A 21,467-nucleotide genomic window follows, 5' to 3' on the forward strand; every position below is an offset into this window, starting at 1 on the left:
AATATAGTTACTTCTTATTTTATTCTTCAATTCATTTATGTCATACATATTAGTCTTAAATTGTGGGAGCTCATCAGTCAAATTTGCGCTTATGAATCCCCAAACATCAGAGTCACTTGTTACAGGTCTTGCCGAGAATATAGGAGCTAGTAATTGTAAGATAACTTTTAAAGCTCAGCAGAAAGTTCAGAAGCTTATAGAAAATGGTAAGTACAAAGATATTTTTGAGCTTTTAAAAGATTTTTTGGTAGAGAACAGTTATTTAGAAAAAATTTCTGCGATTGGTCATAGAGTAGTTCATGGGGGTCAATATTTTTCAAAATCTGTAATCATAGATAAAGATTCATTACAGAAGATAAAAGATTGTATACCTCTAGCACCTCTACATAATCCGGCGCACATTGAAGGGATACTGTTTTGTCAGCAAATATTCCCTAACTTACCTCAAGTAGCAGTATTTGATACAGCATTTCACCAAACTATGCCTGAGTATGTTGCAGAGTATGCGATACCTAGAGAGCTAACGTGTGAGCATAATATACGTAAATATGGCGCCCATGGAACTTCACATAAATACGTTTCTCAACAAGCTACAAAAATATTAAATCAAGATGCTGCTAATGTGATAGTTGCTCACTTAGGCAATGGTTGCAGTATTACAGCTGTTGTTAATGGTAAAAGCATCGATACAAGTATGGGGCTTACTCCATTAGATGGGCTTGTCATGGGAACTCGTTCTGGCTGTATAGATCCTAGTGTTTTTGCATATATCTCAGATAATCTTGGCTGGAGTATTGCAGATATCACAAATATGCTAAACAAAAAAAGTGGTCTATTAGGAATCTGTGGTCATAGTGATATGCGAGAGGTTTCTGAGCTTGCTGATAGAGGTGATAAACTAGCTAAGCTAGCTATTGAAATATTTTGTCATAGGATTGCCAAATTTGTTGGTAGCTATATGATCTATTTTAAAGACTTTGATGGTTTGGTTTTCACAGGGGGGATTGGCGAGAATGCCATTAATATTCGCGAAAGTGTAGTTTCTAAGTTAGCGAATATAGGTTTTGAGATAGATGATGCTAAAAATGTGAAATCAGAAACATTTATAAGTACAAGAAATAGTCATAATATAATGGTTATTGCGACTAATGAAGAGCTTATGATAGCTCAAGAAACACAAAGTTTGATATAAGAGTTTGCTATGAAAAAATCAATATTTATCCTTCCAACATCAAAACATACGGGTCTTAGAATTTTGGCAAGTAGTGTGGTATACGCACTACAGCAGAAAGGATTAAAAGTTGGCTCATTTCATCCTATTTACGATATGGGTATGAGCATTGAACAGATAGAATCATATTTGCTTAATAATCGTGTAAAAGACTATGTTGAAATAGTCATAAGTAGGTTTTATGAGAAGTGTCAAGATTCGGATTTTGCTGTAATATCGGGCCTATTTAGGCAAGGTAATAACTATCATAGGTTATATCCAATCAATGCGGTTGTTGATGAGTTGAATATAGAGATTATAAAAGCTCTTGGTTTGGAAGTGATAATAGCTTCATACCATGGTAATAAGCCTATAGATGATATCAATGATGAGCTTGATTATGTTATGCGAAGCCTACCCAAGCAAGTTAACATTATGGGTGCTGTAATTACAAAGTTAAATGCACCTTATGATGATGATGGAAGAGTTAGTTTTAGTTTGACTGAAGAAGATATTACCTATGACAAACAACAGCATGTAAGTATAGAGGAGCTCAAAGAGTTATCAGTATTTAAACAAAAAGGGTTAGCTCTTTTGGGTGTGGTTGAGTGGGATAAAGAAAGAACTTCGCCAAGAGTATTAGACATCAAAAGTATTCTTAAACTGAAGCACATATCAGAAGTTGGCTTAGAGGCTCGAGTTGAAAGGGTAATGATGTGTTCGAGAGGAGTTGATAACTTTATAAGTGATTTGACTCCAAATTCTCTGGTTATAACTGCTGCTGATAGATCTGATATTTTAGTTACAATTTGCTTAGCTGCGAAAAATGGTATGAAAATAGCAGGAATTATCTTAACAGCTGAAGAATATCTTAATGATAAAGTCAGGGAGTTATGTGTAGAAACTGCTAAAAAAGCAGGTTTAGCAATTCTGACAACAAAAAATAAAAGTGTAAATACAATTTTAAAACTTGCAAATATAGACCTAATGGGAATACCTATTGATGATAAAGAGCGTATTCAAAAAGTTAAAGAAGTAATATCTTCATCTCTAGATAGAGATGCGATAGTTAATTGTATTACTTCAGATGTCACTGAGCATCAGGTGATGTCGCCTCCAGCATTTAGATATCATCTTTTGAAGATGGCGCGAAAAGCTAAAAAGAGAATCATTTTACCAGAGAGTTATGAGCCAAGAACTTTGCAGGCAGCCAAAAACTGTCATGAACAGGGCTTGGCTGAATGTGTACTCATTGGAGATAGAGAAAAGATCTTTAAAGTTGCTGAGATGAATGGTTTTAGTTTACCTGAGAGTATCGAAGTTGTAACTGTTGTCGATGAAGCTGAGGCAAAATACCTAAAAACATTGATGGAGCTTAGAAAGCATAAAGGTTTGTCTGAAAGTATGGCTCGAGATGCTCTAAAAGATCCAATAGTTGTAGCAACACTTATGCTTTATTTGGGTGAAGTTGATGGATTAGTGTCTGGTGCTGAGCATACTACTGCAGCTGTTCTTAGACCAGCATTACAATTAGTCAAAACTAAGCCAAATTCATCACTAGTATCATCAGTATTTTTTATGTGTATGCCTGATGAAGTTATAGTATTCGGAGATTGCGCTGTTAATCAAGATCCTACAGCAGAGCAGTTAGTTGACATCGCGATACAAAGTGCTGAATCCGCTAAGAAGTTTGGCATTGAGCCTCGTGTTGCGATGATTAGTTATAGTACAGGTTCATCAGGTTCTGGGGTTCAAGTTGAAAAGGTGCGTAAAGCTACAGAGCTACTTAAACAAAGTGCTCCTAATTTATTGGTAGATGGACCACTTCAGTATGATGCTGCTATGATCGAGAGTGTAGCGAAGAAAAAAGCTCCAAATAGTCCAGTTGCAGGTAAAGCTACTGTACTAATATTCCCTGATTTGAACACAGGTAACACAGTCTATAAAGCAGTTCAACGAAGTGCAAATGTATTAAGTATTGGCCCTGTGCTACAAGGTATAAATAAGCCTGTTAATGATTTATCTAGAGGTGCAACTGTAGATGATATAACTTATACAATTGCGATAACAGCTATTCAAGCAATATAAACCTAGGAGGCAAATATGTCTAACAAGCTTCTAAAAAAAGTGATAGATAAATACTCTTTTTCTGGTGCAAAAAGTTTTGATGTAGTTAATCCTGCTACAAATAAGTCAATTTGTCGTTTAGAAGAGAAATCCTCAGAGTATGTTGAGGATAGTATTCTAGTAGCTAAACATGCACAAAATATATTTAAAAATATTCCTTCAAGTGAAAAATCGAAGTTATTAGAAAAATGGTTTGATTTGATAATAGAAAATTCTGATGATTTAGCAGAGATTATCACACTAGAGAGCGGTAAGCCTCTCGCTGAAGCAAAAATAGAAGTTCGATATGGAGCTAGCTTTATCAAATGGTATGCAGAAAAGGCAAAAAGAATAGATTCACGTGTTTTTGATCCAAATATTAGTAATTCTGAGGGAAGGGTGGACTATTATCCTGTTGGTGTGGTTGCTGCAATTACACCTTGGAATTTTCCTCTTGCGATGATTACTCGTAAGGCAGCCCCTGCAATAGCTGCTGGTTGTAGTGTCATTGTCAAACCTTCTGAGTTAACGCCTTTGACAGCTTTTGCTGCGCGCGAACTTTTTGTTGAGGCTGGAGCTGATGAGAATCTTCTACAGATAGTTTGTGGGGATTCAAAGATCATAGGTCATGAATTTCAGAAGAGTAATTTAGTCAGAAAAATCACTTTCACAGGATCAACAAGAGTTGGCAAACTCCTAATGCAGCAAGCAGCGGATACTGTTAAGAAAGTTTCTCTAGAGCTGGGAGGTAATGCACCATTTATAGTCTTCAAAAGCGCTAATATCGAAAAGGCTATCGAAGGTTTGCTAGCATCGAAAATAAGAAATGCTGGTCAAGTATGTGTAGCTCCAAATCGTGTTTTTGTTCATCAGTCTATAAAAGAAGATTTTATTACTAGATTGAAGTCAGCTGTCCTTGATCTTAGGCAAGGTAATGGATTAGGTGAAGGTATTAAAGTAGGACCTTTGATTAATGCCGCAGCTGTCGATAAAGTACAGTCTCATGTTGATAATGCTTTAGATAACGGAGCAAAGCTAGTTTGTGGTGGTAGGATAAATCCAGAGCTAGGAGGCAACTTTTATGAGCCTACTATTCTAGAAAATATGCAAGATAGTATGGTTATCAGTTGCGAAGAGACCTTCGGACCAGTTATAGCTATTTTTAGTTTTGAATCTGAAGATGAGGTTATCCAAAGAGCCAATAATACCAAGTATGGTTTAGCAAGCTATTTCTTTAGTAGTGATATGAATCAGATTAGAAGAGTAAGAAATGCTTTAGCTTATGGTATGGTAGGTATAAACTCAGGAGCTATCTCAAACGAGAAAGCTCCATTTGGTGGAGTCAAGCAATCAGGTCTTGGTAGAGAAGGGTCTGATGATGGTATTTATGAATTTTTGGAGGCTAAATATAGTTTACAAAGTTTTATATAAGTGTGTTTATCGTTTGTTACTTATTTCATATTATTTTTTTACTGTAAAAGGTTGTTCTTATTTCTAGAATCGTGTAATTTGGTCTTATAGCGCTGATTTAATGTATCAACTTGCGAGCGCTTTATAAGTTCTGCTAAAGCGTAGTTTGTTGTCTTTGATATTCATTTATAGACCATCCGCTTTTGCAGATGGTTTTTTTGAAATAGTTTTTCTAAAGCCTTTCCAAAAAAGCCTTAATTTTTAAATAAATGCTACATATTTATCATTTTTTATATGTGGTTTAAAGACTAAGAGGAGTATAAAAATGAGTATTAAAGAAAAAGAAGGTTTGCTAGAACGTTTAAATAAAGGTCCTGTTATCTGTGCCGAAGGTTTTATTTTTGAATTAGAAAGACGCGGATTCTTGGCATCAGGTGAATTTGTGCCAACAGTAGTTTTAGATCATCCAGAGATTGTAGAGGGTTTGCATAGAGAGTTTCAGCATGCAGGTTCTGATGTAGTAGAGGCTTTAACCTATTATGCGCATAGAGAGAAGCTTAAAGTGGCAGGACAAGAGCATATTATAGAGGATTTGAATAGACAAGCTCTTAGAATAGCTAAAAAAGTTGCTGATTCTGCTCCTAAAGGAGTTCAGCCAAATTTGATGGCAGGTAATATTTGTAACTCAAATATTTGGAAGCAAGGAGATAGAAAGGCTCAATTAGAAGTTGAGAGAATGTTTGATGAGATGGTGACTTGGGCAGTTGAAGAAGGTGCTGATATGATAATAGGAGAAACATTCTCCTATGCAGAAGAAGCATTTAAGGCTGTTGAGGTAATCAAAAAATCTGGTTTGCCAGCAGTTTTAACAATAGCTCCATTTGGTCAAAACGTGATGTTAGATGGATGGTCAATTGTTGATACCTGTAAAGAACTAGAGCAATTAGGCGCCGATGTTGTAGGCTTAAATTGTTTTAGAGGTCCTCAGACAATGCTTCCATATCTCAAAGATATTCGCAAAGCAGTTAAATGCCATGTTGCCGCATTGCCAGTTCCATATAGGACAACAGATGATCATCCAACATTTTTTAATCTACCAGATAATAATGGTTGTAGTTGCCCATCACCACATGGTAGAGCATTCCCTACAGCATTAGATCCACTGTTCTGTAATCGTTACGAGATCAGAGAATTTGCTAAAGAGGCTTATGATTTTGGGGTTAATTATTTAGGAGTCTGTTGCGGAGCAAGTCCAGCATTAATTAGAGAGGTTGCCGAAGCTGTGGGATTAACAGTACCAGCAAGTAAATATAGAGAAAAAATGCAAAACCATAGCATGTATGGAACACATCAGCGAATAGCTAAGCATATACAAGCGTATGGAGATAAGGCTTAAATCTATATCTCTTTTTATAGTCTCTATTTTGAGGGTATTAAAATGGGCAGACAAAAAACATTAGAACTTCTTTTATTAATACTAGCAGGAGGAGTTATATATCCAATAGTCTATCTTAGACAAAACTTTCAGGATCAAATGCTAGTAACCTTTAATATAAGTATTTTTCAACTAGGTAATTTGTATTCAATATTGGGCTTATCATTTTTCTTGGGATATGTCCCTGGTGGTTGGTTAGCAGATAAGATTTCGATGAAAAAGCTAATTACATTTTCTCTAATTGGTACAGGCTGTATTGGTTTTTATTTTTCAACCGTTCCATCTTTTTACTCTTTATATTTTGTATATTTGGGATGGGGTATAACTACAGGCTTATCATTTTCTGCAGCTTCTCTGAAACTAATAAATATCATTGCTGGTAAAAATGCTCAAGGTAAGTTTTTTGGAGCTTTTGAAGGGGGTAGAGGTCTTGTTGAAGCTATATTAGCGACAACTGCAGTATACATTTATTTTATAACCGCAAAGAAAACTTCTGATAAAGATCCTCAAGCTTTAATAAATGTCATATTGATGTATTCTGCGATTTGTGTTTTTGTAGGCATAATTTTTTATTTTTGCTTTAGGCAAAATACAGATATAAAGAAAGTTAAAAAAATAGCAAAAAGCGACTTATTCTCTAACTTAAAGATTATATTTAAAAATAGAAGATTTAAGTATGTTGTTCTTATAATTTTTTCGGCATATCAAGTATTTTGGGCAACGTATAGTTTTTCTGGTTACTTAAACGAATCAAGCTTCGGGTTAACTGCTTATATGGTTGGCGGTATTATAGCTCTAAAGCTTTGGACAAAACCCTTTGGTGCAATATGTGCAGGAATTTTTGCTGATAAACTTTGTATATTGAAAACTTTATTGCTAATAATGGTCTCTTTATTTTTACTAAGCCTTTCTGCTATAGCTATACCTATTTTTTTTAATAATACTTGGATAATTATCACTATTGTAATGTTGTTTGGAGTAGTAACTTATGCAGCAAGAGGAATTTATTGGTCTACTATAGAGATGTGTGATTTTCCAAAAGAGATATTGGGTTTAGCTATAGGTGTGGCAGCAATGTTATCTTTTTCGCCAGATATATTATTACCTATACTAAATGGATACTTATTAGAAACCTATCCGGGTGTATTAGGGTATCAGCTATATTTTGTGTATATGTCTATAGTCTCTTTAATTGGAGTCTATTCATGCATAGCTTTTTATAGGTTAGATAAGAATATTAAAATTAAGGCTTATGTAGAAAATCATAGTTATAATCAAGTATAACTAAGTTAATAATGGTATAAATAAGTGTATTATTAAGTGCGTAGATTAGCCTGGTCAATTTGTATCAGGCATTAGGTGCGAGATACTTAGTAATAATCATATTATTGATGATGAAACTTTTGATAAGTAATAGTTTATACTGCTTGATTTTTTGTGTAGTTGAAATGACAAATTAAGGATATTTTTTACTGTAAATAGGTTGTTCTTGTATTTAGAATCGTGTAGTTTATTCATATAGCGCTGATTTATTTCAACTTGCGAGCGCTTTACAAATCCTGCTAAAACGAACATTTCTTTTAAGTTTTGTACCCCCCCATCGTTTTAGTAGGAGACTTTTTGCTAATAATCAAAAAGTTTGTTTATTAACTAAAACATGGAGATTTCCAATTAATGAAAAAAGAAAATCTACTTGAGAGACTAAACAAAGGTCCTGTAATCTGTGCAGAAGGTTTCCTATTTGAGATTGAGCGTCGTGGCTATATGTCATCAGGCGAGTTTGTCCCTATGGTGTCATTGGAGCACCCTGAAGTTTTAGAAAACTTACATAGGGATTTTCAACATGCTGGATCAGATGTTGTAGAGGCTTTTACTTATAATGGGCATCGAGAGAAGCTCAGGGTTATAGGCAAAGAGCATTTGCTTGAGAAGCTAAATAGAGAAGCACTTAGAATAGCTAAAAAAGTTGCCGATACAACACCTGAAGGAGTTCAGCCGAATCTATTAGCAGGTAATATCTCTAACTCAAATATCTGGAAGCAAGGTGATAAAGAGTCTCAAAAGGAAGTAACTAGGATGTTTGATGAGATGATTACTTGGGCTGCCGAAGAAGGTGCTGATATTTTGATCGGTGAAACATTCTATTATGCAGAGGAGGCTTTTAGGGCTCTAGAGATCATGAAAAAAGCAAACCTCCCAACGGTATTAACTATAGCACCAATGGCTCAAAATACTATGCGCGATGGCTGGAGTATTGTAGATACGTGTAAAGAGTTGGAGCAGTTAGGAGCTGATGTTGTTGGTCTGAACTGTTTTAGGGGGCCTCAGACAATGCTTCCTGATCTAAAGAAAATCCGTGAAGCAGTTAAGTGCCATGTCGCAGGGCTTCCTATTCCATATAGGACTACTGATGAACATCCTACATTTTTTAATTTACCAGATAATAATGGTTGTGGCTGTCCAGCTCCTCATGGAAGAACTTTTCCAACTGCATTAGATCCGTTGTATTGTAATCGTTATGAGATTAGAGAATTTGCTAAAGAAGCTTATGATTTTGGGGTTAATTATTTAGGAGTTTGTTGTGGAGCAAGTCCTATGTTAATTAGAGAAGTTGCAGATGCCGTTGGTTTGACTGTACCAGGTAGCAAATACAAAGAAAGGATGGAAAACCATTTTATGTATGGCACAAATAAACGTATTGCCAAACATATGCAAGAGTATGGTAATAAAGCATAAGAGAGTGACAAACTAACTTAAAGAGCGCTGATTTATTTCAAATTGCGGGCGCTAGATAAAATCTGCTAAAGCGAAAATGTTAATAATATTGTTCTCATCGTTTTAGCAACTAAAAATTATGGGAGCAAACAATGACCATTATAAATTGTAAAATTGATACTCTAGCTGTTCATGCAGGTGATCCAGGTGATCCAGTAACAGGTGCAGTAACCACACCTATTTATACCTCATCAGTCTATCGTCAACAAACTCCAGGTGGTGAAAAAGCTTTTGAATATGGTAGAGTTGGTAATCCTACTAGATCTAGTTACGAAAAAGCCATAGCTGAGTTAGAGGGAGCAAAAAAAGGCTATGCCTTTTCGTCGGGGGTTGCTGCAATTAATGCAGTATTAGATATTTTAGGTGTAGATAGTCATATAATAGCTACTGATGCATTATATGGTGGTACTTATCGACTATTTGAAGAAGTTAAGAAATACTCATCAGGGCTTCAAGCAACATATACGAATCTAAGTGAATTAGATAATTTGGAGGAAAATCTTAGAGAAAACACCAAGATGATATGGGTTGAAACACCATCTAACCCTCTATTAAGAGTAGTTGACTTAGAAAGATTAGGTCAGTTTTGTAAGAAACATGGTTTGATATTTGTCGTCGATAATACTTTTGCAACTCCTTATAACTTAAAACCTATATCTTTTGGTGCAGATATCGTTATACATTCAGCATCAAAGTATATAAGTGGGCATTCAGATGTCATTAGTGGGGTCGTTGTTGTCAACGATAATGATAAGCTGATTAAGAAGTTAGATCTTATTCATTTAGCTGGTGGAGCAGTATCAAGTCCATTTGACAGCTTTTTAGCTACTAGAGGACTAAGAACATTAGCTCTCAGAGTAAGACAGCATAACTATAATGCTTTAACTCTAGCGAAATGGCTTGAACAACATCGGTTAGTTAAAAGGGTGTATTACCCAGGATTAGAAAGTAGTCCAGACTATCATCTTGCAAAAGCGCAAATGAATGGTTTTGGAGGAGTTTTGAGCCTTGAGCTAAATGGTAGTGATAACTTAGCAAAAGCATTTTTAGAAGAGTTAGAGCTATTCGCGATAACAGTAAGTGCTGGTGGGGTTGAAAGCTTATCATCAATTCCTGCTTTAATGTCTCATTCATCAATTCCTAGAGAGGTTAGGCTTAAACAAGGTTTAAGTGATGGTTTAATTAGACTCTCAATAGGTATAGAAGATGTTGAAGATCTTAAAAATGATATCGAACAAGCACTTATAAAAGCAACTACAAAGAAAAGGGATACAGATGAAGATGTTGACTGTAGCTAAGCAATCTAAATACCCTCAAGGAATGGTTTATCTTTTCTTAACAGGTCTGTGGGAAAGGTTTAGCTACTATGGTATCACAGCATTACTAATTCTATATTTATTAAAGTTTTTTGATATCTCTGACTCTAGGACATACCTCATTTATGGTGCATATGCTTCGATGGTATATGGCACACCAATTATTGGAGGGATTATCGCTGATAAATATATAGGTCAATATAGATCTATAATTATTGGAGCTTCATTAATAGCTTTGGGACATTTTGTGATGATTGTTCCTAATACACAGCATATTTATTTTTTTCTGGGCTTGAGTTTGGTCATAGTTGGTACAGGTTTGTTTAAGCCTAGTATTGGTGCAATAACAGGAGCATTGTTTACAGATACTGAATATAAAAGAAATGAGGGCTTCACCTTACTCTATATAGGTATGAATATTGGAGCAATAACCGCACCTATTATTTGTTCATATATAGCTGTGACAATTAGCTGGAACCTAGCATTTGGTATTGCTGGGATAGGAATGTTAGTAGGTCTATTTATATTTATAAAAGGTTCAGGATACTATAGAGATGTCAAAGAAAATAAAAATTCGTTAGTAGAAAGATACAAGTTTACAGTAACGATAGCTATGGGTCTGTGTATCTTGACTGGTTTTATTTTTGTCTTACTTGCTTATCCTATCTGGGCAAGTAGAGTTTTATATCTAATAGGGATTACTACATTACTAATAATCCTATATTTTGTGAGAATTTCGGAAGCTAATGATAGAAGTAGGATATATATCACAGTTACACTAACTATTTTCTATATGATATTTATGGTTCTGCTTCAGCAAAGTGGCGGTATGATGAATGTTTTTACAGAAAGGAATGTTAATAGAGTTATATTTGGATTCGATATTCCTGCTAGTGCTTATCAGTCTATAGAACCTTTCTTCATAATTCTTTTTGGCCCTTTGTATACCTATCTAAGTCGTAAATATGAAACAAATCCATACACATATCCAACTAAATTTGCCAAGGGACTATTTATCATGGGGCTGTCATTTTTTATTTTAGTAGTGGCGATTCCTTTGACAGCTGAAAACGGCGTAATCTCATCGTGGTGGATAAGTTTAAGTTATCTTTTTGAAGCTTTAGGAGAATTATTTATAGGACCAATAGGTTTGGCAATGGTTAGTGTAGTATCTCCTAAAAGAATGATAGGTTTTTTTATGGGAGTATGGGTCTTAAGTTCAGCTTTTGCTAACTTCCTAGCTGCAAGTTTTGGTATATTAATTAGTGGTGATGGCAAATCAGCTGCACTCCCTCCAGTGGAGACAATCTATACTTATTCAAAAGCATTTGGTTATTTCACTTTGTTAGGATGTGGTGCGGCAATTATTTTATTTATTTTATCACCATTTCTAAATAGAAGACTTAGGCAGTTGATAGTTTAGATTTTTAATTAACCTCGACGCTTTAGTGTGTATAAATCCTTACGTCTATCTCTTAGGTTCTTGACACTACCAAACTGATTCAGCTCACGAAGCAGGTTGATATCAACATCTGCAATCAGGATCATCTCTGTATTTGGCGTAGTTTCAGCTTTGATACCTGTAGGAGGGAAAGCAAAGTCACAAGGTGTGAATACCATTGATTGAGCATATTGGATATCCATGTTGTGAACATTAGGTAGGTTACCCACGCTACCTGCTATAGCAACATAACACTCGTTTTCTATAGCTCTCGCTTGGGCACAGTTTCTAACTCTCGAGAAGCCATTTTGAGTATCTGTTAAAAATGGTACAAAAAGAATATCCATACCATCTTCAGCGAGTATTCTACTTAATTCAGGGAACTCTGAATCATAGCAAATCAATATACCAATCTTACCACAATCAGTATCAAACACTTCTAATTTGTCACCGCCTTGAAGTCCCCAAACCATAGCTTCATCAGGAGTTACATGAAGTTTTTCATACTTGTCTACAGTACCATCTCTATGGCATAGGTAGCCAACATTATATAGCTTTCCATCTTTCATTTCAGGCATACTTCCTGTAATGATATTGATGTTGTAAGTTATAGCAAACTCTGAGAATTTATCAGTAATTGTTTGAGTATGTTTAGCAAGTTCTCTAATTGCTTCAGGTTCTGATAAATGGTTATTCTCAGCCATCAGTGGAGCATTGAAAAACTCTGGGAATAATGCAAAATCAGATCTATAGTTTGATACAGCGTTTACGAAGTATTCAGCATGTTGCATTAGTTCATCTAAGCCTTTATATGGACGCATTTGCCACTGAATTAGTCCAAGACGTACATCTCTTTTTATAGGTGCTGCTTCTTTAGCTTCTTCTTCATAATAGATATTTGTCCACTTTAATAGTACTGCAAAGTCGTTAGATTCGGTATCACCCTCTAAATATGATTTGACAACTCTAATCGGTTGAAAATCATTACTCATCTGAAAGCGTAGAACAGGATCGTGTAGCTCTTGTCTTTTTAGTTTGTTGATGTATTGCTGAGGAGTCATCTTATCTGCATACTCATGGTATCCAGGTATTCTACCGCCGATAATAATGCTTTTTAAATTTAGTCTTTCGCATAAGTCTTTTCTGTAGTCATAAAGTCTACGACCTAGGCGCATGCTTCTAAACTCAGGCTTAACAAATAGATCTATACCGTATAGTACGTCACCTTCATCATCATGGGTATTGAATGTGTCATTTCCTGTGATTTCTTTATAAGTATGTTTGTGACCAAATTTTTTATAGTCAACTATGATCGACAAAGCACAGCCAGCTAGCTGATCATTAACTTTTATGACGACTTGCCCTTCAGGGAACTTCTTTATTAGAGTATCGATTTGGTGGTCTTCCCAATAAGGATTTCTAATATTGTAAACCTCTATCATAGCCTCTTTGAGTTCTTGATAGTCATCGGAGCTTAGGTAGTCAAGTTTGATATTTTCTACGTTTATCATGTTTATATTTATTTGTTTAAATTAAAAAAAAGTAGTAAAAAATATAATACTATAATGCTTTATGCTGTAAAAGCTTTAATAAAATTTAAATTTATATTCTTAGATTAGTAATTTTGTATAATTATCTGACATTTTATTTGTATCAACTTAGTCTTCTTTATTATTTCTTGCTATAATATCGTGATTAAATTTTGTCTATTTATTTTTTAAAAACTTTTAAAGGGTTGATTTAAATGAGAACACATTATAGTTCAGATGTTAATGAGAAGTTACAAAATCAAAAAGTAACAATTTGTGGTTGGGTGCATAGACGTCGCGATCATGGTGGAGTTATTTTTCTAGATATTAGAGATAGAACTGGGTTGGTTCAGCTAGTTTTTAATCCTGAAAGCAAGGCTTTTAAAATAGCGGATAGCTTGAGAGGCGAGTTTGTAATTAAAGCTACTGGTACTGTCAATCTACGTCCAGAAGGTCAAGAGAACAAAAATCTTGCTAGTGGTAAAGTAGAAATCATTGGTGAAGACTTAGAGATAGTAAACAAGTCTAAAACAATTCCATTCCAGTTAGATGATTTCCAAGCAACAGGTGAAGATGTCAAGCTTAAGTATCGCTATATTGATTTACGCCGACCAGAGATGCAAAACAAATTAATTACACGTTCTAAAGCTATTAGATATGTGCGCAATTTCTTAGACGATAATGGTTTCTTAGATATCGAGACACCATTTTTGACAAAGGCTACACCAGAGGGCGCTAGAGATTATCTTGTACCGAGTCGTAATTTTAATGGTAAGTTTTATGCTCTTCCTCAGTCTCCTCAGTTGTTCAAGCAGCTACTGATGGTTTCTGGGTTTGATAGATATTATCAAATTGTTAAGTGTTTCCGCGATGAAGATTTGAGAGCGGATAGACAACCAGAATTTACACAGATAGATATTGAGGCTTCATTTATCGATGAAGCTTTCATTATGTCAACTATGGAAAAAATGATTGCTGGATTATTCAAAGAAACTATTGGTGTTGAGTTTAAGACTCCTTTCCAAGTTATGAGTTTTGCTGATGCTATAGATAAGTATGGCTCAGATAAACCAGATCTTAGAATCCCTCTTGAGTTTGTAAATATCAAAGAAGATATGAAGAACGAAGAGTTCAAAGTATTCTCTGGCCCAGCAAATGATCCAGAAGCTCGTGTTATTGCAATGAGAATACCTGGCGGAAATGATAAACTTAGCCGTAAGAAAATTGATGAGTATACTAAGTTTGTTGGTATTTATGGAGCAAGAGGACTTGCTTATATTAAGATTAACTCACTATCTGAAGGTAAAGAGGGATTACAGTCTCCGATCGTGAAAAATATTTCTGAAGAGACACTATTCAATGTAATTGAAAAAACTGGTGCCCAAGTTGGTGATGTATTATTCTTTGGTGCAGCTAAAGCTAAGATTGTAAATGATTCAATGGGTGCTTTGAGAGCTAAAATTGGTGAAGACCTTGGCTTGTTTGATAAAGAGTGGGCACCATTATGGGTTGTTGATTTTCCTATGTTTGAGAAAGATGAGAATCGTTTATATGCTATGCACCATCCATTTACAGCTCCCAAAGCTGAGTCTGTAGAAGAGCTATCAAGTATTAATCCTGAAGACTTAAGCTCAAGAGCATATGATATGGTTATTAATGGTTATGAAGTTGGTGGGGGATCTATCCGTATTCATAAAGAAGATGTCCAAGCAAAAGTATTTAGTTTACTAGGTATCGCTGATGAAGAAGCTCGTGAGAAATTTGGCTTTATGCTTGATGCTTTATCGTATGGTACTCCTGTTCATGGAGGTATTGCATTTGGTGTTGATAGGTTGATTATGTTACTTACTAATACTACAAACATTCGTGATGTTATCGCATTTCCTAAAACTCAGACAGCTAGCTGTTTGATGACAGAAGCGCCATCTAATGTTTCTCTTGAGCAATTAAATGAGCTTGGTATAGCTGTTAAGAAAGAAGATAAATAATCTCTAAGTTAATTCTATTTTTCTCAAAGCCAGAATTATTCATTTTTGCTAGTTATCTACTAAGATAAAGTTATTAAGTAATTTAAGATTCTAAAATATCTTTATTGTCGGTTTTTGTCCAGTGAGCATTTGGTTTGTCTATATATTGAAAGTAATCACTAGTGAAAGCTCCCTGTATACAAGTTTCTCTACTATGTCTAAAAGTAGTATTTTCATTACTCATGATTGCTTCCATCACACCAGGACCTGTTAAATACCAAACACCTAAATCAGATCTGTTAGCTTCGATATTTTTTAGAATAATATCAATATATTCTTTGATTTTTGAGTTATTAGCAGCGGCTGCAAAAAAATAGTTAGTTGCGTAGTACTTTTTAGACTCATCTGTTTCTTTTCTATGCTTAGCTTTTATAAACATTTCGTTATTTTCTTTCAAAAACTTCTCAGGTCTAGCAACAAGACAGCCATCCATATCTATATATAGACCACCATTTTTGTAGATAGCCAATAGCCTCCATAAGTCTGCTTTAGCTGCTCCTACGGTTAGCTTTTTATACGCGCTTAGAGCTTCTGGATGATTTTCGGCAATATATTTATCTGCAGCATCATTATCCATGAATCTATACTCATAGCGTGGAGCCATAAAACGATTAAACAGATAGTTTATATATAGCGGTAGCGTTACCTTATTAGTGAAATTTGTTTGCCAAATAATTCTAGGAATATTTGACTCTTTGTTTGTTTTTATAAGTGGTTTGCTGTAGCTTGGAAGAGTAAATCTTTTTTTTGGGAAAATCTTATGAAAAAGCTTGGATACTAGCTTGACTATATTTCCTATAATTCTGATAAATCTACTGCGTATAATATCGACATTTAGCATAAAAATATAAACTATTGAATGTTATAATCTCATCATTATAACATCCGAACTTTTTTTATGTTACTTGAAAATCAGAGCATCAAAAATGCCCTAGTAATTTTTAAATCAAAACCTGCAAAGGTTGTAGAGATATTAGATAAAAAAATAGAAATAGAAACTTTAGATAGTAAGAATATAAAGTTACCTGCAAAAAATGTCCAAATACTTACAGTTGTAGACCATGATTTCGATTTGGATAAGCTTGAGAGATTAGAAATTCCTGAGTTAGAGTTAACATGGGAATTATTGCAAGAACAGCAACAAACGTCTATTGATGAGTTAAGTGAGCTTCTTTTTGAATCTGTAGGAGCTAATCAAGCTTATACAGTATGGCTTTTGGTTTCAGAGGGAGAGTATTTTAGCTTTAATGAAGACTTTACTATCAATATTCATTCACAAGAGCAAAAAGATCAAATAGTTAGCGATAAACAAGAGAAGCTCAAAAAAGAACAAGAACTAAATGACTTTATAGAGCGTCTTAATAATAAGACTTTTAATATCGAAGACACAAAATTTCTTAAAGAAATAGAAGCTTTAGCAACACTTAAAAGTACAAAATGTCGTTTCTTTAAATACTTAAATATGGAAGAGTCTGAGAATAGTGCGTATAAGTTACTCTTGGATATTGGTTATTGGGATGAATTCTTTAATCCTTATTTATATCGATATGGTGCGGAGTTAGAAAGTAATCCTGCGGAATTTAAATATAATTCTGGGTCAGATAGTCAGCGTGTCGATCTAACACATCTATCCGCTTATGCTATAGATGATGAGGGTAGTAATGATCCTGATGATGCGATTAGTTGGGATGCCCAACAAAATAAAATGTGGGTTCATATAGCTGATCCATCTTCTAGCATAAATTTTGGCGATGAAGTAGATCTTGAAGCTAGGGCGCGAGGTTCTAATTTATATGTGCCAGAGTATATAATCACAATGTTGCCACCTCAAGCAACACAAAAGTTAGGTTTAGGCCTACAAGAAGTTTCTCCAGCTTTGTCAGTAGGATTTAGACTTGATGAGTCAGGTGATATTCATGATATTGAAATATGTTTTAGTAATATAAAAGTTACTAGATATTCTTATGAGTTCGTTGAAGAAAATATCTCTGCTCTAGAACTTGGAGACATAGAGGTTTATGCTAAATATTTCACTGATAAGCGTTTGGCAAAGGGAGCGGTAGAACTTGATTTTCCTGAGATAAAAATATCATTAGATAATGATAAGAATGTCAAGCTAACTGACTTACCACGTTTAAACTCAAGAACATTGGTACGTGATACTATGCTGATGGCTGGAGTTGCGATTGGACAGTTTTGTAAAGAAAATAATATTTGTGTACCTTTTTCGACACAGCCAGAGCACGATCTTGAGCAAGATGATTTAGAGAATATTGACTCAATAGCCGATATGTTTGCAACACGTAAAAAGCTCCAAAGAGGTAAATACTCTACAGAGCCAAGTATTCATGCAGGTATGGGTTTAGATTCTTATGTACAAGTGACAAGCCCTCTAAGAAGATATTTAGATTTACTTGTTCATTATCAATTACGTAATTTCTTAGAAAATAAGCAAATGATTAGTGTCGAAGATGTTGATAATATAATTGCTCAAGTAGACATTCCTATTAAGTCAAATAGACAAACGGAGCGTTTTTCTAATTCACATTGGAAACTAGTCTATCTAATGCAAAATCCTAATTTAGAGTTCCAAGCAACGGTTATTGAAAAACTAGATAAAGGTCGTTTAATGGTTTCTATCGCAGATTTAGCGATGACTAAAAAACTTGCTGTTAGTGGTAAGTATGATTTAAATGATCAGATAAAATTACAAAACACCTCTGTAAACCTTGTTACACAAGAGGCTTTCTTTAAGGTTATTGAAGAGAATTAACCGAGTTCTAACAATAAATCAACAGTTTTATCCACAGGGTGTAAAAAATAGCGTTACATAAATAAGCAATAACATTTTAGCTCTTCAAACGATTGTATATCAATGGTTTGATGTATGTGTTAAATCTTTACTAAATTAGTGAATCAACATTTTTAACAAAAGTTTCATATAGATATAAACAAACTTATCCACAATTGGTGTTGATATTATTCTTTCACAGCTTGAATTACTTAATGTGTAATGCTTTGAGGATTGTTTAACTTTTTAGATATTAATAAATTTTTTAAATTAATGTATCATTCTAATTAATATTAGAAGAATTAGAATTTTTATGAATTACGAGCTTATTGAGTCACCAAAGCAGTCTAAATTTTGCGTTATTTGGCTACATGGTCTGGGTGCAGATGGACATGATTTTGTTGATGTTATCAATTATTTTGATGTTTCATTAGATGAAATTAAATTTGTTTTTCCTCATGCTGATGTTATGCCTGTGACTATAAACATGGGGATGCAGATGCGTGCTTGGTATGATATCAAGTCACTTGATGCAAGTAGCCTAAATAGAGTGGTTGATGTTGAAGGTATTAATGGTTCCATAGCAAAAGTTAACAAGTTAATAGATGGTCAGATCAATCAAGGTATTGCTAGTGAAAATATTATCTTAGCCGGCTTTTCTCAAGGTGGTGTAATTGCAACTTATACAGCTATTACGTCTCAAAGGAGGCTTGGAGGTATTATGGCTTTATCTACATATTTGCCAGCATGGGATGATTTTAAAGATAAGATTACATCTATAAATAAAGGATTACCTATACTAGTTTGCCATGGTACCGATGATCAGGTATTGCCTGAAGTTCTTGGTCATGATTTATCAGATAAGCTAAAAGCTAATGGCTTTGCTAATGAGTATAAACACTATGTGGGTATGCAACACTCTGTATGTATTGAAGAAATAAAAGATATATCAAACTTTATCGCAAAGACATTTAAAATATGAAACAAATAGTTATAGCTAGTCGCGAAAGCAAACTAGCATTATGGCAGACAAATTACGTCAAAGATAGAATTCAACAAGAGTTAAAAATTCCTTGTCAGATAAGTACTATGAAAACACAAGGAGATATTATTCTTGATAAACCTCTTAATAAGATTGGTGGTAAAGCACTGTTTATGAAAGAGCTAGAAATAGCTATGCTTAATGGTAAGGCTGATATTGCAGTGCACTCTCTAAAAGATGTACCTTATCAATTACCAGATGGTTTTTGCTTAGCCAGCTTTATGCCCAGGGAAGACCCTAGAGATGCCTTTGTATCTAATAAATATAGTTCTATAGATGATTTACCGAAAGGTGCAATCGTTGGTACATCAAGTTTACGCCGTAAGGCTCAGCTTTTGAATTATAGAGATGATCTTATAATTAGAGATTTAAGAGGAAATGTTGTAACAAGGCTATCGAAACTTGATGGTGATGAATATGATGCAATTATCTTAGCGAGTGCTGGACTTATTCGTTTAGAGCTTAACGATAGAATAACACAGTATATTCCGGTAGAAATATCTTTACCAGCTGTAGGTCAGGGTATAGTAGTTGTAGAAGCTTTGAGTAAAAGTAGTAAGCTTTTAGAAAAATTACAAAATCTAAACTGTAGTGATAGCTTTTGTGTTGCTACTGCTGAAAGAGCATTCAATCAAGAGCTAAAAGGTGGTTGTCATGTTGCAATTGGTGCATATGCAGAGTTACAAGGTAATCAGATAACTCTCACAGCAATGGTTGCAAGTAGTGATGGTAAGAACATCTTAAAAAGAAAGCTTATAGGAGAGGATCCTATTAAACTTGGTAAATCACTAGCTCAAGAAATGATAGAGCTAGGAGCATATACAATATTGGAGAAATAAGAAATGGGACTTTTATTAGTATTGGTTGGTATCGGTGGTGGCCTTGGTGCCATGTCAAGATTTGCGTTGACTCAAGCAACAGCAAGTATTTCTAAGCAAATTCCTCTGGGTATATTACTCTGTAACGTTATTGGTTCTCTAATTATTGGTATGATGGCAGCTTTTTTGATAGAGACTAAGCTCTTTAATGAAGATATTTCGACATACGTTCGATCTCTTTTTGTTACAGGTTTTCTTGGGGGGTTTACTACCTTTTCTAGCTTTAGTTTAGATATCCTCAATTTACTACAACGTGGAGAGGTATTATTAGCTATTGGATATATCCTTGTTAGTGTAATTGTATCTTTAATAGCCGTTATTTTAGGCTTTTATTTTATAATGGGAGTATATAGATGAAAAGGCTAGTATCTTTGGTTTTAGTAACTTTGCTTATAGCTAGTTGTATACCCTTCCTTGGTGGTGATATGGTAGTTCAAGATAATAGATTTGAATCTGATGGCGGTCGATATGGTCTTGAAATGCAACAAGGAATTTCTGTTAAACAGGTATATGCTGCAATCAAAGAGGCTATAAAACAGCATCCTAAACAGTTTGAAGTAAAGGGTGATGACTATAGTGAACAAAAATCTACAGTATGGACCTATTCTAATAAATATAAAGAACTTGTTACATTTGAAGCAACCCAAAGAAATGACAGAGTATACTTAGAAGTCAGTATGGGCGAACAAGGTCAGTCTAAGCAGGATATGCAAGCTATATATCATATTCAAGATTTGGTACTAAATAATTTACAACAGACAAAATAGTTAGAGCTATTTTTTCAGTATTTTCCAATATCTTATAGTCATATTTAATCTTATTTTTAATCAGCAATAGTAACTTTTTGTCATATATGTATCAGTAAAACTTATATATTAAATAAGAAATATAAATTTGTTTTTAAATTAATTATGGATTTAAATATGTCAAAATTCATGGCCATTTCAGTATTTTATAAAGTAAAAATGAGATAGGGGTAATTATGGAATTTATAAAAAAAGTTTTTGTATCAATACTCATAGTATTTATAGCATCTTGCGCAACTACAGCAGATAATTCAAATACTAAAACAGGAGCTGAGATTGGAGCCGGATCAGGAGCCACAGCTGGTGCAGTAGGAGGTCTAGGAGTAGGTGCTGTTGCTGGAGGGTTGGTAGGTGCAGCTCTAGGATTTGTCTGTACTCTTATGACATTAGGGTTGGGAATAGTTCCATGTATGTCGATAGGTGTTGGAGGCGGTGTTGCCTTAGGTGCTGGAAGTGGTGCAGTGGTAGGTGGTGCCAGCGGTGCAGTAGTAGGTGGCGCTAGTGGTGCTGGAGTTGGGGCTGTTATGGATCACGATAAGTAGAGACTGGTATGAAAAAGTATTTAGTAATAATTTTCTCTGTACACGATAAAAAATATTGAAAGGACTGATTAAAGCCTTATATATTCATTATTTGCGAAAGATGAAAAAGTACTTTAATCAGCTAAGAGGAAGTCTATCTGAAATATTCAATTGGCACAA

Annotated in this window: 17 protein-coding genes; 15 read left to right on the plus strand and 2 right to left on the minus strand. The window is 34.5% G+C overall.

The genetic code is table 11. The annotated features are described in order from the left end of the window. Window positions 1-37 precede the first annotated feature (37 nt). From F3D57_RS06000 to F3D57_RS06035, 8 genes are all read left to right on the plus strand, one after another. A complete protein-coding gene (locus F3D57_RS06000) occupies window positions 38-1,192 on the plus strand; it encodes an acetate/propionate family kinase (protein WP_150465566.1) in 1,155 nt (384 codons plus the stop codon). Between the two features lie 9 nt (window positions 1,193-1,201). Next, window positions 1,202-3,298, plus strand: a complete 2,097-nt coding sequence (pta, locus tag F3D57_RS06005) for a phosphate acetyltransferase (protein WP_150465567.1) — start codon at window positions 1,202-1,204, stop codon at window positions 3,296-3,298. 15 nt (window positions 3,299-3,313) lie between these two features. Continuing rightward, window positions 3,314-4,747, plus strand: coding sequence for an NAD-dependent succinate-semialdehyde dehydrogenase (locus tag F3D57_RS06010; RefSeq protein WP_150465568.1), 1,434 nt, complete (start codon window positions 3,314-3,316; stop codon window positions 4,745-4,747). Window positions 4,748-5,051: 304 nt separating this feature from the next. After that, window positions 5,052-6,122, plus strand: coding sequence for a homocysteine S-methyltransferase family protein (locus tag F3D57_RS06015; protein WP_150465569.1), 1,071 nt, complete (start codon window positions 5,052-5,054; stop codon window positions 6,120-6,122). Window positions 6,123-6,164: 42 nt separating this feature from the next. After that, window positions 6,165-7,445, plus strand: coding sequence for an MFS transporter (locus F3D57_RS06020; RefSeq protein WP_150465570.1), 1,281 nt, complete (start codon window positions 6,165-6,167; stop codon window positions 7,443-7,445). A 390-nt stretch (window positions 7,446-7,835) separates the two neighbouring features. Continuing rightward, window positions 7,836-8,897, plus strand: coding sequence for a homocysteine S-methyltransferase family protein (locus F3D57_RS06025; RefSeq protein ID WP_150465571.1), 1,062 nt, complete (start codon window positions 7,836-7,838; stop codon window positions 8,895-8,897). Between the two features lie 131 nt (window positions 8,898-9,028). Further along, window positions 9,029-10,234, plus strand: a complete 1,206-nt coding sequence (locus F3D57_RS06030; protein WP_150465572.1) for a trans-sulfuration enzyme family protein — start codon at window positions 9,029-9,031, stop codon at window positions 10,232-10,234. Beyond that, window positions 10,212-11,675: a peptide MFS transporter gene (locus tag F3D57_RS06035; protein WP_150465573.1), complete on the plus strand. Its 1,464-nt coding sequence runs from the start codon at window positions 10,212-10,214 to the stop codon at window positions 11,673-11,675. The genes F3D57_RS06030 and F3D57_RS06035 overlap by 23 nt, the downstream gene beginning before the upstream one ends. An 8-nt stretch (window positions 11,676-11,683) precedes the next feature. Here the strand turns inward: F3D57_RS06035 and F3D57_RS06040 are convergent, their stop codons facing one another. Beyond that, a complete protein-coding gene (locus F3D57_RS06040) occupies window positions 11,684-13,204 on the minus strand; it encodes a carbon-nitrogen hydrolase family protein (protein ID WP_150465574.1) in 1,521 nt (506 codons plus the stop codon). Between the two features lie 233 nt (window positions 13,205-13,437). Between F3D57_RS06040 and aspS the strand changes: the two genes are divergently transcribed. Continuing rightward, window positions 13,438-15,210, plus strand: a complete 1,773-nt coding sequence (gene aspS, locus F3D57_RS06045) for an aspartate--tRNA ligase (protein ID WP_150465575.1) — start codon at window positions 13,438-13,440, stop codon at window positions 15,208-15,210. 82 nt (window positions 15,211-15,292) lie between these two features. Here the strand turns inward: aspS and F3D57_RS06050 are convergent, their stop codons facing one another. After that, a complete protein-coding gene (locus F3D57_RS06050; RefSeq protein WP_150465576.1) occupies window positions 15,293-16,090 on the minus strand; it encodes a glycosyltransferase family 32 protein in 798 nt (265 codons plus the stop codon). A gap of 57 nt (window positions 16,091-16,147) precedes the next feature. Between F3D57_RS06050 and F3D57_RS06055 the strand changes: the two genes are divergently transcribed. From F3D57_RS06055 to F3D57_RS06080, 6 genes are all read left to right on the plus strand, one after another. Continuing rightward, window positions 16,148-18,022 carry a ribonuclease catalytic domain-containing protein gene (locus F3D57_RS06055; RefSeq protein ID WP_150465577.1) on the plus strand — a complete coding sequence of 625 codons (1,875 nt, stop codon included), beginning with the start codon at window positions 16,148-16,150 and terminating at the stop codon, window positions 18,020-18,022. A 331-nt stretch (window positions 18,023-18,353) separates the two neighbouring features. Then, on the plus strand, window positions 18,354-19,022 hold the full coding sequence (locus F3D57_RS06060) for a dienelactone hydrolase family protein (RefSeq protein WP_150465578.1): 669 nt from the start codon (window positions 18,354-18,356) through the stop codon (window positions 19,020-19,022). Then, complete coding sequence (gene hemC, locus F3D57_RS06065; protein WP_150465579.1) at window positions 19,019-19,921, plus strand: hydroxymethylbilane synthase; 903 nt, start codon at window positions 19,019-19,021, stop codon at window positions 19,919-19,921. Before F3D57_RS06060 ends, hemC begins: the two co-directional genes overlap by 4 nt. Window positions 19,922-19,924: 3 nt before the next feature. Then, window positions 19,925-20,317, plus strand: coding sequence for a fluoride efflux transporter CrcB (gene crcB / locus F3D57_RS06070; protein WP_150465580.1), 393 nt, complete (start codon window positions 19,925-19,927; stop codon window positions 20,315-20,317). Beyond that, complete coding sequence (locus F3D57_RS06075) at window positions 20,314-20,727, plus strand: hypothetical protein (protein ID WP_146421653.1); 414 nt, start codon at window positions 20,314-20,316, stop codon at window positions 20,725-20,727. The genes crcB and F3D57_RS06075 overlap by 4 nt, the downstream gene beginning before the upstream one ends. 215 nt (window positions 20,728-20,942) lie before the next feature. Continuing rightward, entirely contained in the window at window positions 20,943-21,308 is a 366-nt protein-coding gene (locus F3D57_RS06080) for a hypothetical protein (RefSeq protein ID WP_150465581.1), read from the plus strand. The last annotated feature ends 159 nt before the right edge of the window (window positions 21,309-21,467 follow it).

Origin of the sequence: Francisella sp. SYW-2, from assembly GCF_008711475.1 — a bacterium.
Classification (GTDB): Bacteria; Pseudomonadota; Gammaproteobacteria; order Francisellales; family Francisellaceae; genus Francisella; species Francisella salimarina.